A 16,817-nucleotide genomic window follows, 5' to 3' on the forward strand; every position below is an offset into this window, starting at 1 on the left:
TGTATGGGTAAGTTAAAGTATATAGAATTAATAGATAAAATGACCTTAGAGGAAAAAGCATCTTTAATGTCTGGTAAGGATTATTGGCAATCCCAGGATATTGAACATTTAGGCATATTTAGTATGTTTTTAGCCGATGGTCCCCATGGTATTAGAAAACAGGCTGTATCATCCCAGCAGATGGGGTTAAATAGGGGAATCCCTGCTACTTGTTACCCTACAGAAGCAACAGTAGCCAATAGTTGGAACGAGGATTTAGGTGAGTGGGTTGGATCTTACCTTGGAAAAGAGGCTGTATCACAAAAAGTAAATGTTTTATTAGGCCCTGGACTTAATATGAAAAGGAACCCTCTGTGTGGAAGGAACTTTGAATACTTTAGTGAAGACCCTTTCTTAGCAGGAAAACTGGCTGCCGCCTATGTCAGGGGGATTCAATCCCAGGGGATCTCTGCCTGTGTGAAGCACTTTTGTGCAAAAAATCAGGAAGAGAGAAGTATGTCTATTGATACGATAATTGATGAACGTGCCTTAAGGGAGATCTATTTAACAGCTTTTGAGATTGCAGTAAAAGAGGGTAGTACAAAGGCCCTTATGTCCTCTTATAATAAGTTAAACGGTACATACACAAATGAAAATACCCATATTATGCTAGATATTCTTAGGGGTGAATGGGACTATTCTGGTTGTGTTATTACCGACTGGGGTGGAAGTAACGATAGGGTTAAAGGACTAATTGCAGGTAATGAGTTAGAGATGCCTTCTAACAATGGAGAGACTGATCGAATAATTGTTAATGCTGTTAAAAGTGGAGAACTTGATGAGGCTATTTTAGATAGTTGTGTTGATAGACTTTTAGATTTGACTTTTACTACCGAGAAGATATTTGATAAGGGGCATGTCTCCTTTGATATAGAGAAGCATCATAGGATTTCCCAGAAAATGGCTGAAGAGTCTATTGTCTTATTAAAAAATGATGAAGGAATACTCCCTATTAACTTTGATAAAAAAGTCGCAGTAATTGGAGACTTTGCCAGGGATGCAAGGTACCAAGGTTCCGGTTCTTCTAGGGTTAATCCTACTATTTTAGACTCTACTCTTGAGTGTTTTGATGAATCTGGTATTAGAAGTGTAGGTTATGCTCCTGGATTTAAAAGATATGGTCAGTGTAGTAAAAAACTTATGAAGGAAGCATGTGACTTAGCTACAAAAGCAAATGTTGTACTACTCTACCTAGGTTTAGATGAGGCAACTGAGACCCAAGGATTAGATCGAACCAGTATGAGTCTCCCTAGAAATCAAGTTGATCTATTAGAACAATTATATAGTGTAAATAAAAATATTGTTGTTATTTTATCAAGTGGTGCGGCAATAGAGATGCCGTGGATCGGAATGGCTAAGGGGTTATTACATGGATATCTAGGTGGTCAAGCTGGGGCCAGGGCAATTCTAAGAGTAATATCTGGGGATGTTAACCCATCAGGTAAATTAGCTGAGACATATCCTATTAATTATATAGATGTTCCATCATCAACAAACTTTCCAGGAAAAGAGGTCTCTGTTGAGTATAGAGAGTCACTTTTTATTGGATATAGATATTTTGATACTAATAATATAGATGTTCTATTTCCATTTGGTTTTGGGCTTAGTTACACAACCTTTGAATATTCTAATCTAAGGGTTGAGGAAGACTGTGTACTCTTTGATGTAACTAATAGTGGTGCGTATCCTGGAATGGAGATCTGCCAACTATATATCGGTTGTGAGTCTAAACTTATTTTTAGACCAAAGAAGGAGTTAAAAGGTTTCAAAAAAATATTTATCAATCCAGGGGACACTAAGAGGGTTAGAATCCCCTTTGATGATAAGACCTTTAGATACTTTAATATTAAAACAGATAGTTGGGAGATTGAGAGTTCTAATTATAATGTTTTTATAGGTGCTTCTATTAGTGATATTAGGTTAACAGGAAGTTTATATGTTCTAGGAACTGATGCTCCTCTTCCTTATAATAGTGTTGATCTTCCATCATATTTTAATGGGAGGGTTGGAAATGTTAGTAGTTCTGAGTTTGAGAAACTTCTTGGTTACAAGCCTCCTGAATCAAAATGGGATAGAAAAAAGGATTTAGAGTATAATGATACCTTATCCCAGTGTAGATATGCTCGTAGTTTATTGGCTCGGTTTGCCTACTGGTGTATTGTTTTTACCCACTGGTTTCTAAAAAAGATATCTAGAAGAAATGAAGCTAACTTAATAATGATGTCTGTTTACAATATGCCTTTTAGAGGTATTGCAAGAATGACTGGTGGCTCTATAAGTATGGGAATGTTAGATGGTATTCTGTTAATAGTTAATGGGCATTTTTTTAAAGGTATTAATAAATTTTTAAAAGAGAGAAAGAAAAATAGATGAAAGAGTATGATTTTTTAATTGTTGGCTCTGGTCTCTATGGCGCAGTGTTAGGGCATGAGCTTAAAAGAGCTGGAAAAAAATGCTTAGTTATTGATAAAAGGGAACATATTGGTGGAAATATCTATACAGAAAAAAGTCATGATATTTATGTTCATAAATATGGAGCCCACATATTTCATACTAATAATAAGAGTGTTTGGCACTATATAAATAGGTTTTCTGAGTTTAATAGATATATAAATAGTCCTATTGCAAACTACAACGGGGAGATTTATAACCTACCATTTAATATGAATACCTTTTATCAGATGTGGGGAGTCTCAAAGCCTGAAGATGCAAAAAAAATTATAGAGGATCAGCAAAAAAGTGACTTCTTTGATAATCCTAAAAACCTAAAAGAGCAGGCTATAAATTTAGTTGGTAAGGATATATATAAGAAACTAATAGAGGGATACACCCAGAAACAGTGGGGTAGACCATGTGAGGAGCTTCCAACCTTTATTATTAAAAGACTTCCTGTTCGTTATACATATGATAATAACTATTTTAACTCAAAATATCAGGGAATTCCTGAGTATGGTTATACTAAAATAATAGAGAGTATGTTAGAAGGGATTGAGGTTAAACTTAATACAGACTACTTAGAGAAGAGGGAGTATTGGGATAACATAGCTACAAAGGTGATCTACACTGGTCCAATAGATGGTTATTTTGATTATAAATTAGGGGCTCTTGAGTATAGAAAGGTAAGTTTTGATACTAAGGTTTTAGATAAAAGTAATTTCCAGGGGAATGCTGTGGTCAATTATACAGATTCACAAACTCCATATACAAGAATTATTGAGCATAAACACTTTAACTTTATAGAGTCTGATAAAACTGTTATTAGTTATGAGTACAGTGATGAGTGGTCTATAGGGGATGAACCTTACTACCCTGTTAATGATGAAAAAAATAATATGCTATATCTAAGGTATAAAGAGCTTGGAGATAGGATAGAAAACTTAATCTTTGGTGGAAGGTTAGGTGAGTATAAGTATTACGATATGGATGTAACTATTGAGTCTGCTTTAAAAAAAGCTAAAGAGTTAATATAAAAAAAAGGCTGTTGAAAGTCATAATGACTTTTACAACAGCCCCTTTTTATTTATCAGCCTCCATAACCACCAATAGAAGGGTAGTTTAATCCGTAGCCTGTCTCAAACGTAGGGTTTGGAGTATCGTTAGGAACATCTCCTAACTGTTGGCTTAAAGACTCCCATGTACTTGGGATCTCAAAGGGAAGTCTTCCTTCAGGTTTGTTTCCACCTTGGAAGAATACAACATCAAGGAATGCCTTATCTGTTGCTGCAAAGTCAATTATCATACCATCAATATCATCTAGGAAGCCAGAAATAATCCCTGGTCTAGAGTCTGTCATACCAATAATAACTTTAAGATCTGGGTTTCCAGCTTTAGCCTTTAATGCTCTCTCTAAAGCGGCCTTACTATCTGAGTATCCTAGGTATGTCATATAACCCTGTCCAATCATTCCTGAACCTGTTAGGTTACTCCAGTCATCAAAAACCCACGGTCCAAAATTACCATAAGCTTCACCTGGGTTTGTAGTTACTTTTACAAGTTCATCAGTGTATGTTTTATTCTCTCTATCGTAAACATATACAGGATCATCATAGTTTAAAGGTGTTGCTCCTGTTGTTCCAAAATATGTAGCTCCTCTAGAGAATATTCTAGTAATCGCAACATCGGCATCTTTTATGTTGTCTACAAAGTTAATATTTAAATACTGTGAATCTGTTGATACAGCTTTACTTTTTCCTTGACCACTATCTGCATTAGGGTATGCACTGTCAAAATATACATCAACTTTACCATTACCATTTAAATCTACAGCGTTTATATAGGTTTCATCTGTTCCATTAATAGGAAGAATAGGGCTATTTTCTGCAACATCAATACTTTTAACTAGTGTCATAGCTTTTTTCATTGCAGATTCAGCCGCATCGTTTCTCTCTTTATATAGAGGACCGTTTGGATCCCAGAATTTTTCTGCTATATCTAAATTGATATATGGGTTTTCAAAAAGACCTAATTTGAATTGTAGTTCTAACGCTCTAGTTGCGGCTGTATTTATAACATCTTCAGATATTAAACCAAACTCAAACGCTTCTTTCCATAGTTCTGTAAAGTCTTTTCCACCATATTGATAAGTTCCAGCATTTAACATCTCAGCTAAAATTTCTGGTTTCTCTTTAATATTCTCATGACCCCATGGACTAGATGTTCCAATCCCCCAGTCTGATAGAACAGCACCTTTGAAACCAATTCTTGTTTTTAGTAGATCTGTCATTATTTTGGTAGAGAAAGCTGCACCTTCATCAATAGGTTTCCCGTTAACAATATCTTTATACTCTTCTACATCGATAATACTGTAACATGCCATTGTTGCTGCAGCTCCAGCTTCAACAGCCGCTATAAAAGGTTTTAAATGTTCTTCCAGGTTATTTCCAGGGAACAGGCTATACTTACCCGCTTCTGTATGGCTATCCATACCCTCTTCAACTGAACCAGATCCAGGTATATGTTTTACTGTTGTTGCCATACCCCATGGTTTTAGCTCGCTTCCACCCTGCATTGCTTGAATAAGAACCTTAATATGTTTTGCTGTTAAATCACCATTAGAGTGAATAACCTGGGAAATCCTTGCCCATCTAGGATCTGTTGCAATATCTGCCTGGGGTCCTAATAACATCTGATGTCCTGCCATTCTCATCTCTGCAGCGACAGTTTCTCCAAATATTTTAGTAGTTTTTAAGTCATCTGCTGCACCTAATCCGATGTAGTAAGGCCATTTAGAGAGACCTGTAGGACTAATATCATCTCCAGCCCACCCATTATGTGCTGGGTCTGAACTTATAATCATAGGAATACCCCATTTGCTTCTCTCAACTAAACCCTGGATATTGTTATTATATTTAACCTCATCCATTGGAGCTATTTCCATGTTATCATTAACATATCTTAGCCCGTTAGTTAATAAGGAAAAGGGAATAGAGGATGAAGTATCATCATATGTTCCATCGGCATTAATTCCTTCGATACCGTAATATAGTATATCTTCAGCTTCATTTTTAGTCATCTCGGTATTTCCAGACTCACCTAGCCAGTTTAACAGCCCTAGTCTTTCAGCAACACTCATTTGACTTACAAGATCAGTTGCTCTCTCTGTTGGAGTTAATCTCCAGTCCTCATATAGATCTAGTTTTTTATTTCCGTTGGAATCCTTAAACTCTAGACCGCTTTTTTTAATAATACTTTTTTCTGATCCTGTAGCTAGAATCGGACCTGTACCTTCGGTTGGTAGGTCAGGATTTTTAGCTAAATAATCTTGGTATAAACCAATTTCTGGTTGCTCACTGTAGATACTCTTCTCAAAATGATTTTTATTACAGCTTGTAACTGAAAAAATTAGTCCTATTGTACTTAAAACTACTATCAATCTCTTCACTCTATTGATACCTCCATTTTTTATATTAAAATCCTAGCATGAGAATTTGGAGACGACCATAAGCAGTAAGTTGTTGCCTTGTAACTTAAAGTTTATAGGTAAACTATAAGTTGTTACCCTGTAACAACTAGATGATGGCTGATAAATAAAACCCATGATATATTTAGCTTACAATTATGTTATTAGAGCCAAAATAATAAGGAGATATAGATGAAAAAGATTAAAAGTAAGAAACAGATGAGACGATCTTGGATTATTACTTTATCAGTAATTGTTGCAGTTACACTACTATTAAATGTAGTTATTAACATTTTTAGTGGTTATGCTGACCTTTATATAGGTAAGGGTAAGGCCATTATTACTGCTGCTGAAGGAACAGAGAACTGGGACAGCGAGTATTATACTTTAGATTATAAAAGTGAAGATGATCTTAAAGCTGCTGCTGGAAAGGTTGTAGAGGAGCTTGTGGCTGAAGGTGCGGTTTTATTAAAAAACAATGGAGTTCTTCCCTTAAAATCAACTTCTGCTAATAAGAAAAAAATAACACTTTTAGGTAGAGATAGTGTAGACTCTGTATTTGGTGGATCAGGTTCTGGTTCTGTAGATGTTTCAACAGTAATTGATCTAAAAACAGCCCTATTAAACTCCCATTATGATATAAATGAAGAGGTTTACTCTCTATTTGATAGTTTTGCATCATATAAAATGGGGCGAAATAGCTTTGGACAACCTGTTAAAAAGTATGATAACCCTAAGGCTGATATTGTTATGGATAAACCTGAAGTTTCTACCTATACAATTGGAGAGATGCCAGCTTCTTACTTTACAGAATCCGCAATTAATAGCTTTAAATCCTATAATGATGCGGCTATTATAACCTTTGGCCGTGGTGGTGGGGAAGGTGGTGACCTAACAAAGGATATGTATGGCTTTGATGATAATTACACTATAGGCCAACACCAGCTTGAACTAAATAAAGATGAAAAAGATCTATTAGAGATAGCTAAAGTTAATTTTGATAAGGTTATTGTTTTAATAAACTCAAGTACACCAATGGAGCTAGGAATTTTAGAAGATGACCCTAAAATTGATGCCGTTTTATGGATTGGTTCCCCAGGGCAAACTGGTTTTAATGCTGTTGGAGATATTTTAAATGGAACAGTTAACCCATCTGGTAAAACAGTAGATATATATGCTAGGGATTTTACCAAAGATCCTACCTTTGTAAACTTTGGAAACTATCAATACTCTAATATAAGTAGAAATAACTCCTATGGAGATGGTTTTTTTGTAGAGTATGAAGAGGGTATCTATATAGGTTACAAATATTATGAAACAGCTGCCTATGAAAACTTTATTAATTATGACAGCGCAGTTGTTTATCCCTTTGGATATGGTTTAAGTTATACAGAGTTTGACTGGGAAATTGTAAATAAAGAGTTAGGCAATGTTGACGGAAGTATTAAAATAGATGTTAAAGTTACAAATGTTGGAGATTATCCTGGTAAGGATGTAGTTGAGTTATTCTACTCTGCTCCATATACAAAGGGTGGAATTGAAAAATCATCAGTTGAGTTTGCAGATTTTGCTAAAACATCCCTGCTTAAACCAGGTGAATCTGAAACTTTAAGTCTTCAGCTATCTGTTGAGGATATGGCCTCCTATGATTATAAAGATAATAGGGCTTATGTTTTAGAAGAGGGTGAGTATAAACTAAGAGTACAAACCGACTCCCACAATAAAAAAATAGGTCTAGATGAGATTGTTTACACAGTTTTAAAAACTGTTGTCTATAACTCTAAAAACCCTAGAAATTCAGATGATTTAGTTGCAACTAACCAGTTTGATGATGTTTCTAAAGAGTTAAACTCTATGTCTAGAAGTGATTTTGAAGGAACTTTTCCCACAGCTCCAACTGCTGAGGACTTAAAGGCTAATAGTGCAGTTTTAGAAGCTTTTGCTCCATATTTTGTAGATGATCATATAGACTCTACCCAGAGTAAACCTGTGACAGGGGAGAAAAACGGTGTCTCTTTAATAAATATGAGAGGCTTAGATTTTGATGATCCTCTATGGGATACACTTCTTAATCAACTTACAACTGAAGAGATATTAGCTGTAACTATAAGCGCAGCGTATAATACAGGGGAGATTGAATCTGTTGGTAAACCTGCTACAGTAGACTTAGATGGTCCAGCTGGATTAAACTCCTTTATGGGTGCATCTTTACACGGAATTGCCTATCCTTCCGCTGTTGTTATCTCTTCATCATTTAACAAAGATTTAGCTTTTAAAATGGGTGAGATGTTAGGAAATGAAGGTCTATTCTACGGTGTAAATGGATGGTATGGACCTGCAGCTAATATTCATAGGTCTCCATTTGCTGGTAGAAACTTTGAGTACTACTCTGAGGATGGGGTATTATCTGGTAAAATAGCTGCTAAGGCAATTGAAGGGGCTGCAAGTAAGGGTGTTTACTCTTTTATGAAGCACTTTGCGTTAAATGATCAGGAGACAAACAGAACAAATAATGGAGTTTCAACCTGGGCAGATGAACAAGCTATAAGAGAGATATATTTAAAACCCTTCGAAATTGCGGTTAAAACAGCTAGAAATGAAATTAAATATATTTCAGATAAGGATGGAACTATATCACAAAAAGAAATTCCTGCTACAACAGCAATAATGAGTTCGTTTAATAGAGTTGGTGGTACTTGGGCCGGTGGTTCATCTGCACTTGTACAAACTGTATTAAGAGATGAGTGGGGATTTACAGGTTTTGTTTTAAGTGACTTTAACCTTTATAGTCATATGAATGCAAACCAAGGTTTAGCAGCAGGAACAGATTTACAGTTAACAATGACTGGAATGAAATCCTATGATGATGAAGATAGTGCCACTACGGCTAACTACTTAAGAAGAGCTGCCCATAGATTATTTTATACTGTTACCCATAGTAATGCTATGAACGGCATAATACCTGGTTCTACTGTAAAATTTACTACGGCTCCATGGAAAATTGGATTAATAGTTTTTAATATTATTATGTTGTTATTAATTGTATTAAAGACGATATCATATAGAAATAAAAGAAAGTCTCTTTAAATTATTCAATGAAAGGGCGGGATCCATAGGGTTCCATCCTTTCATTTTTTCTTTTATTTACAAATTAGAAGTTATCTATAATAATATTTTACATAGAGAGGAATATATAATGAAATTATTATCTGTAATAGTTCCATGTTATAACTCAGAGAGTTATATGGAATTTTGTTTAGACTCCCTTCTAGCTACAGAGAACAAAGATATTGAAATTATAGTAGTTAACGATGGATCAAAGGATAAAACAGGAGAGATTGCAGATAGTTATAGCTCTAGATTTCCAGACATTGTTAAAGTTATACATCAGGATAATGGAGGGCACGGAGAAGCTATAAACTCTGGTCTTAAATCTGCAACAGGTCTTTACTTTAAGGTTGTTGATAGTGATGATTGGGTTAATAGGGAAGCTTATAATAAAATCCTTGATACACTTAGTAGGTTTGATCAAGATGAAAATATTCTTGATTTAGTAATTAGCAACTTCGTATACGAAAAAGAGGGTGCTAAAAATAAAAAAACAATGAGTTATACTAAAATGCTTCCAAAGGGTAGGGTCTTTTCCTGGAATGATGTTAGAAGTATTAAACTTGGACAATATATATTAATGCACTCTGTTATATATAAGACAGAGCTTCTTAAACAAATAGATTTAAAACTTCCAAAACACACATTCTACGTGGACAATATTTTTGTTTATGTACCCCTAATTTATGTTAAAAAGATCTACTATGTGGATGTGGACTTTTATAGATATTTTATTGGAAGGGATGACCAGTCTGTTAATGAACAGGTCATGATTAGAAGAGTAGATCAACAAATTAGAGTAAATAAGATAATGCTCGAACATTATAAAAATGTTCTAGATAAAAAAACAGATCATAAGCTTAAAAGATATATGTATCACTACCTAGAGATAATGACAGCAATATCTAGTATATTGTTAATTAACTCTGGAACAGTAGAGGACTTAGAAAAGAAGAGATCTTTATGGAAACTAATAAAGGAGTTTGATGAACTTCTATATTATAAACTACGTACAAGATTTTTTGGTGTAATAGTAAATATCCCAGGTAAATTAGGTCGTAAAATCTCTGTTGGACTCTATCGAATATCCCAAAAAGCCGTAGGTTTTAATTAAGGCTACCACTCAACTTTTAGTTACCCCCCTGTAAACATATTGCTTATGGTTTTAATAGAATAACCATTATACAATTCTCCATAGATTATAAAGAGAAACTTTATGATTTCTAGATTATGCCTAGAAGAAGGGGGGCTCTTTTTTTAGGTATTACAAGAGATAAATAATCTTAGGTAGTAATAGGAGATTAAAATGAAATATCAAGAACTAATCGATAAGATGACAATAGATGAGAAAGTTTCCCTTTTATCTGGAAAGGACTTTTGGCAGACAAAGTCTATTGATCGTTTAAATATTCCTTCAATGTTTTTAGCAGATGGCCCTCATGGATTAAGAAAGCAGGCCGCAGATGCTGACCATTTAGGACTTAATGCGGGGATAGCTGCCACTTGTTTCCCTACATCAGCAACAATTGCTAATAGTTGGGATATTACATTAGGGGAGAGACTTGGGAGTGCATTAGGCCAAGAGGCACTATCTGAGGGTGTTAATATAATATTAGGCCCTGGGCTAAACATTAAAAGAAGTCCTCTGTGTGGAAGAAACTTTGAGTATTTTAGTGAGGATCCATACCTCTCTGGAAAGATGGCCTCAGGTTATATTAAAGGGATTCAGAAAGAGGGTATTGCAGCCTGTCCTAAGCACTTTGTTGCTAATAATCAAGAGTTATTTAGAATGATAAATGATTCTGTAATTGATAAGAGAACCCTATATGAAATCTACTTAACAGGATTTGAAATTGCTGTTAAAGAGGGTAATCCGAAGGCTATAATGTCGGCATATAATAAAATAAACGGTACCTACGCAAATGAGCACAAAGAGCTTTTAAACGATGTGTTAGTAGAAGATTGGGGATTTAAAGGTATTGTTGTATCCGACTGGGGTGGAAGTAATGAGCATATAGATGGAGTTGCTTCTGGAAGCCATTTAGAGATGCCATCCACAGGGGGAGATAGTGATAGAGAGTTACTCTGTGCAGTAAAAGATGGACTTTTAGATGAGGCTCTTTTAGATAAAAGAGTTAATGAGTACCTTGAAGTTCTTTTTGAAATACAAATTGAGGGAAAGCAACGTAAGGCTAATTTTGATCTCCACCACAATATTGCCCGAGAAGCTGCTGAGGCATCAATAGTACTTCTAAAAAATGATGCCCAGATACTTCCACTTAAAAGAGACCAAAAAGTAGGGATTATAGGTAGTTTTGCAGATAAGCCACGTTATCAGGGAGCTGGATCTAGTTTAGTTAATCCAGCTAGGTTAGAAAATACTCTAGATGAAATTAAAAATAGGGATCTAACCTTTGTTGGATATGAGAGTGGGGATGACATATTAAGGGCTAAAACTCTAGCAAGTAGTGTGGATGTGGTTCTTCTATACTTAGGTTTAGATGATGCTAGCGAAACAGAGGGGTTAGATAGGTCCCACCTAAATCTTATAGAGAAACAGATAGAACTTCTTGATAACTTAAGTTTAGAGAATAAAAATATTGTTGTTATTTTAAGTGGTGGATCAGCAATTCAGATGCCATGGTTAGATAAGTGTAAAGGTTTAATTCACGGTTATCTATCTGGACAGGCTGGGGCTAGTGCTATGCTTAATATTTTAACTGGGAAAGTTAATCCTAGTGGTAAATTAGCAGAGACATATCCTTTAGAGTTATGTGATACTCCTGTATATAACTACTACCCAGGAAAAGAGAAGAGTAGTGAGTATCGAGAGGCTCTATATGTTGGTTATAGGTATTACGATACAGGGAGTGTAGACGTTCTGTTCCCCTTCGGTTTTGGTCTTTCCTATACCACCTTTGAGTACTCAAACTTAGAGGTAAGTAGGGAGGGTGTTGTTTTTGCTATTACTAATATGGGTACGATAGATGGAAGTGAAATTGTTCAACTCTACATTGGAAAAGAGTCAAAAAATGTTTTTAGACCTAAAAAAGAGTTAAAAGGTTTCAAAAAAATATTCCTTAAAGCCGGGGAAAGTAAAGAGGTATCAATAGATTTTGATGATAAATCATTTAGATATTTTGATATAGAATCTAATCAATTTGAAGTAGAGAGTGGTGATTACAAAATTTATATAGCAGCATCCTCCACAGATATTAGATTAGAGGGAGGAATCGTTATTGATGGAACAAAAGAATCAGTTGTATACGATCCAATAAAATATAAGAAGTACTATCTAGGCGATATTAAAAAGGTTGATGATGATGAATTTTCATCCCTCTTAGGTCACGATATTCCTACTCCCTATTGGGATAGAGATCGGGATTTAGACCGTAATGATGCCATTGCCCAAATGGTGTATGCAAAAAGTGGTTTTGCCCGACTTATCCATAGGTTCCTAAGATTCCTAAAGGATAGATCTATAAAAAAAGGTAAGCCGGATTTGAACTTACTGTTTATATATCATGTTCCCTTTAGAGGTATCGAGAAGATGATGGGTGGTGTAGTAAATAAACAGATGGTTAACGCTCTACTAATTATTGTAAATGGCCACTTTTTTAAGGGTTGTAGGCTCTTTATTAAGGGATTTTTCAACTTAAAAAAACTTAACAAGGATACAAAAGAGAAATTAGTACATGCAGAAGAGTATATTAAGGAGAGTAAGTAAGTGTTAAACGCTATAAGAAAATTTAAAGAGAGCCACGCAAACGTATATGAATTTATTATGTTTAATCTACTAAGTAATATTGCTACAATTACAAACTTTACAGTGTTAAATATTAGTAGTAGTCTATTATTTAAAGGGTTTGCAGATAGGGACTTTCAGTTATGGATTTTTGATTATCCAGCTAAGAATGGTGGTTTAGGAAGTTTTATTTCATTTTTACTAGCATATGCTAGTGCACAAATAGTTAATTTTGTTGTACAGAGAAAATTAGTATTTAACTCTAACCACAAATTAAGAGCTGCTATTCCTATTTATGTATTAACAATACTTGTTGTATATGTAATTTGTCTCTATGTTCCTACCCTAGTAATGACACCTTTAACAGGGCTTGTTGGTAGTATATGGGCAACTAACTTAACCAATGCTATAAACATTTTTATTCAGGTAATAATTATCTATCCTGTTTTAAAGTTTGTTGTAATGAAAAAGGTTTAATTCATAAAGGAGAAAATATGAATATTCGAAAAACAATTGCGTTAGTCGCCCATGATAATAGGAAGCCTGATCTACTGGAGTGGGTAGATTATAACTGGCAAAGCCTTCAAGGACATAAGATAATATGTACCGGTACAACTGGGAGTCTTATCCAAGAGAAGTTTAATCAGAAGCTTAAAGGTTCTAAGGAAGTTGGTCCAGAGATTATACGTTTAAAAAGTGGACCTTTAGGTGGAGATCAACAACTAGGATCTTTAATATGTACAAATGAGATAGATATTATGATTTTTTTATGGGATCCTATGGAACCACAACCCCACGACGTTGATGTTAAAGCACTAGAGAGAATTGCAGTTTTATACAATATCCCATATGCCTCTAACAGAGCATCTGCAGACTTTTTAATATCTTCAGAACTGTTTAAAACCGGGTATAAGCCTAAGTTAAAGGATTATTCTAGCTATATAAATAGAAAGATCTAGTTATATTTTTTTAATAGCTTGCTACTTCAAACTATACATCTATGAAGTAGCAAGTTTAATTTTATTAATTACTATTTAGTGTAAAATGTGTCTCTTTTAGTTGTTTTATTATCTCTATTTTTTGTGGGCACTTATCTTCACATATTCCACACTCAACACAGGACGCTGCACTATTACCCTTCATCCAGTCTACCTTACCAATCTGTTTATACTCTGCTCTAGCATAGTCAGTTAAGTTATATACTTTGTGGTAGTTCATTAGCTTAAAATTTAGGGGAATATTAACTCCATGGGGGCAAGGCATACAGTAGTTACACTCTGTACAGTAGAGATCTGCAAGCTTTTTATTCTCTTCCATAGAGTTTTTAATCTGTATCAATTAAATTTAAAAAGGTTCCTTAGTGTTCTATAAACCATCTATTCCTCCACTTATATATATTACTTCCTGGAGTTGACTCTAGGTCAACTAGAGATTTTAAAACCACCTTCTTTTCCTAAAAAAGTTAACCATAATAAGGGCGATTATAACCATAATTCCAAGGGTTATTGGGTATGATAATTTAAAATGCAGTTCCGGCATATATTCAAAGTTCATTCCATATACCCCTGCAATAAAGGTTAAAGGAATAAAAATAGTCGAAATTATTGTTAGTACCTTCATTATATTATTCATTTTATAACCTGAAATATTAATGGAAAGGTTTAATATATTCTCTATACTTTTTGAAGTAGTTTTTATTAAGTCTGTTAGTTGGATAGTATTGTTTAATAAGTCTTTGTAATAAATTAAGTTACTTATATCAATAGGAGGTTTTGTTGAGTTGATAATCCCATCTATAATTGTGCTTAGAGGGGTTACATAGTGCCTTACTATATCTAGTTGACTCTTTAACTGAAGAAACTCATTTATGTCTAATTTATAGTTATCCTTAATTAAACTCTCCTCGAATTTAATTGTTTTTTGTTCCATAAGGTCTAATAATTCAAAATACTCATCGGATAAAAGATCCATACAGATAAAAAGTAGGTAGTCTATACTCTTATTTCTAACCTTTCCCTCTTTTTTAAGAATTCTCTCCTCTATTAGGGAAAATGGTGTTCCATTAGCAAAGGTTATTAATAGATCCTTAAATATTATGTAACCTATATGATTTTTTATTAGGTTCCCATCTCTAAGTTGTAAACTCTTTTGGATTATGAAATTGAAATTTTCTGTGTCGTTTAATTTAGGTCTATGATCAATATTCTGTATATTCTCCAGTATTAGGGAGTGTATATTAAATTTGTTTCCAATCTTCTCTAAAAGATTGGAGTTTATTGTAGATGGGCAGTGAATCCATGTTTTACTATTTTTAGATAGGTCAATATCCACTATTTTATCTAAACTTATATACTGCTTATCAACAGTATCAACATCGTAGTTAATAATGGATATTTTGATATCTCCACTACCTACCCCATGTTTTCTAATGGTACCTGGTGGTAATTTATCCTTATTTAAATACTTTATTCTTTTTAGTTGCATCATAATATTTCCTACAACTACATTTTAGATTAATACTACTAATAAATATAGAGGAATAATTATTGGCTACCAAAAAGTTTAGGTAGCCAGTAATTTTTATCTACTTTGTCCTGCTAACCAGCTAAATAGTGTTATCTCTTTACCGTCAATTTCCATTGTAGGGTCGTTATTTAAACTATATATCCAAGACCAATGCCCCATATACTCGTAACCTGAATCTTTATCTTTTACATTATTATAGAGTGAGTAGTATATATTTTTTGCTCCAGCACTCTTAAGTCTACGGTATAAGTTATTGCTATTATTATCTAATGCTATATTATTCCCATCCTCATCAACACTTAAGTTGTATGTAGAGTAGTCTTGGCCAAGCTTTCCCTGGTATACAGGTACTATCCCATCAGTTTTTGCGTGTACTAACCATATAGGTTGATCCTTTAAAATCTCGACCTTCTCATCAGTTAACCATGAAGATGAATATGGGGTTGCTGAAGGGTAGGCCGCTGCAAAATAGTCTGGGTAGTTAACTAACATATTTATAGTCATATATCCACCATTAGAACATCCTCCGATATATATTCTATTTTTATCTATTTTAGGATTAGACTCTACATAACTTTTAATTAGTTCCATTAAGGTTTCTGTATAGTATGATGTTCCCATATTTTCTGGAACAGAGGTATTATAAGTTTTACTCCCATCTATATCCATCCATAAAGTAGGTGTTTGGGGTGCTAATATATATGCTCCATTATCCCCAAACAGTTTCTGGATTTCCTTAGTTGCTAGGTTAACTACCTTATTCCCCATTATTGTAATTAAAGTGTTATTTCCACCCTCTCCTGCACCATGTAACCATATAATTAAAGGTGTGGATCCATCCTTCTCCTTATTATTATCCGGGTTAAACGTTGCATATTTAAGGGCTATATCATTATGGGAAAACTCTAGATTATTAATAAACTCATCAGCTATTAGGTTGATATTTCCTAGGTCATTATCCCTATTAGTTTCTGCAATTTCTAAGGTTCTTCCATTTTTAAGTTTTATTGGGTTTAGTGTTGAAATATTATATGTTGTATCTACAAATACATTAAAATTACTACCCATATCATAGTTAAAAGGGGATCCTTCAGTAAGTGTAGGACCTACCTCTAATTCCATAGTTATTGTAGAGCCCTTTTTAGCCCTGTTTCCCATTGAGTCGGAAATATAAACATCTAGAACTGTTCGTTCTGCAATATGGTCTGTTGGGTTATCCATAGGTTTAAATGTTGAAAAGTTAAAATCTTTAAAAACCCTATTTGACTCTACCTTAAAGTCAACAGTAGATAGGGAGTCTGGTTTTAAATCTTCCCCTGTTTCTAAAATAATTTTAGATATTCCAGGGCCCCAATCGTAGACCTCTGTTACAGTTTTATATGTAACTTTCATTTTTTTTCTCCCCTGTTCTTCTCCAGTTTTACAACCTAGTAAAACTGTAATTAATGCTAAGCTAATTAATAACTTAATTTTAATACATTTTGGCATTTATTTCTCCTT

Annotated in this window: 11 protein-coding genes; 7 read left to right on the forward strand and 4 right to left on the reverse strand. The window is 34.2% G+C overall.

All coding sequences use genetic code 11. From position 1 onward, the window contains the following. Window positions 1–3: 3 nt before the first annotated feature. Both EW093_RS11315 and glf read left to right on the forward strand, forming a co-directional pair. Window positions 4–2,412, forward strand: coding sequence for a beta-glucosidase family protein (locus EW093_RS11315; protein WP_149568516.1), 2,409 nt, complete (start codon window positions 4–6; stop codon window positions 2,410–2,412). Further along, window positions 2,409–3,509 (forward strand): UDP-galactopyranose mutase, encoded by a 1,101-nt coding sequence (gene glf, locus EW093_RS11320; protein ID WP_149568517.1) that lies wholly within the window; start codon window positions 2,409–2,411, stop codon window positions 3,507–3,509. The genes EW093_RS11315 and glf overlap by 4 nt, the downstream gene beginning before the upstream one ends. A 53-nt stretch (window positions 3,510–3,562) precedes the next feature. On the opposite strand, the gene EW093_RS11325 is transcribed toward glf, so the two are convergent. Beyond that, entirely contained in the window at window positions 3,563–5,920 is a 2,358-nt protein-coding gene (locus EW093_RS11325) for a glycoside hydrolase family 3 N-terminal domain-containing protein (RefSeq protein WP_149568518.1), read from the reverse strand. Between the two features lie 210 nt (window positions 5,921–6,130). On the opposite strand from EW093_RS11325, the gene EW093_RS11330 reads away from it, so the two are divergent. The 5 genes from EW093_RS11330 (at window position 6,131) to EW093_RS11350 (ending at window position 13,750) form a co-directional block, all read left to right on the forward strand. Next, window positions 6,131–9,025 (forward strand): glycoside hydrolase family 3 C-terminal domain-containing protein, encoded by a 2,895-nt coding sequence (locus tag EW093_RS11330; RefSeq protein WP_149568519.1) that lies wholly within the window; start codon window positions 6,131–6,133, stop codon window positions 9,023–9,025. Window positions 9,026–9,134: 109 nt separating this feature from the next. After that, on the forward strand, window positions 9,135–10,160 hold the full coding sequence (locus EW093_RS11335; RefSeq protein WP_149568520.1) for a glycosyltransferase family 2 protein: 1,026 nt from the start codon (window positions 9,135–9,137) through the stop codon (window positions 10,158–10,160). 192 nt (window positions 10,161–10,352) lie between these two features. Continuing rightward, a complete protein-coding gene (locus EW093_RS11340) occupies window positions 10,353–12,773 on the forward strand; it encodes a glycoside hydrolase family 3 C-terminal domain-containing protein (protein ID WP_149568521.1) in 2,421 nt (806 codons plus the stop codon). Beyond that, complete coding sequence (locus tag EW093_RS11345) at window positions 12,774–13,268, forward strand: hypothetical protein (RefSeq protein ID WP_223111599.1); 495 nt, start codon at window positions 12,774–12,776, stop codon at window positions 13,266–13,268. It abuts the gene before it with no gap. Window positions 13,269–13,285: 17 nt separating this feature from the next. Next, entirely contained in the window at window positions 13,286–13,750 is a 465-nt protein-coding gene (locus EW093_RS11350) for a methylglyoxal synthase (RefSeq protein ID WP_149568522.1), read from the forward strand. 64 nt (window positions 13,751–13,814) lie between these two features. Here the strand turns inward: EW093_RS11350 and EW093_RS11355 are convergent, their stop codons facing one another. From EW093_RS11355 to EW093_RS11365, 3 genes are all read right to left on the reverse strand, one after another. Beyond that, complete coding sequence (locus EW093_RS11355; RefSeq protein WP_223111600.1) at window positions 13,815–14,129, reverse strand: 4Fe-4S dicluster domain-containing protein; 315 nt, start codon at window positions 14,127–14,129, stop codon at window positions 13,815–13,817. A gap of 96 nt (window positions 14,130–14,225) precedes the next feature. After that, window positions 14,226–15,278 carry a magnesium/cobalt transporter CorA gene (gene corA / locus EW093_RS11360; protein ID WP_149568523.1) on the reverse strand — a complete coding sequence of 351 codons (1,053 nt, stop codon included), beginning with the start codon at window positions 15,276–15,278 and terminating at the stop codon, window positions 14,226–14,228. A gap of 93 nt (window positions 15,279–15,371) precedes the next feature. Then, window positions 15,372–16,805 (reverse strand): prolyl oligopeptidase family serine peptidase, encoded by a 1,434-nt coding sequence (locus EW093_RS11365; RefSeq protein ID WP_149568524.1) that lies wholly within the window; start codon window positions 16,803–16,805, stop codon window positions 15,372–15,374. Window positions 16,806–16,817 lie beyond the last annotated feature (12 nt).

Origin of the sequence: Thiospirochaeta perfilievii (assembly GCF_008329945.1) — a bacterium.
Classification (GTDB): Bacteria; Spirochaetota; Spirochaetia; order DSM-2461; family DSM-2461; genus Thiospirochaeta; species Thiospirochaeta perfilievii.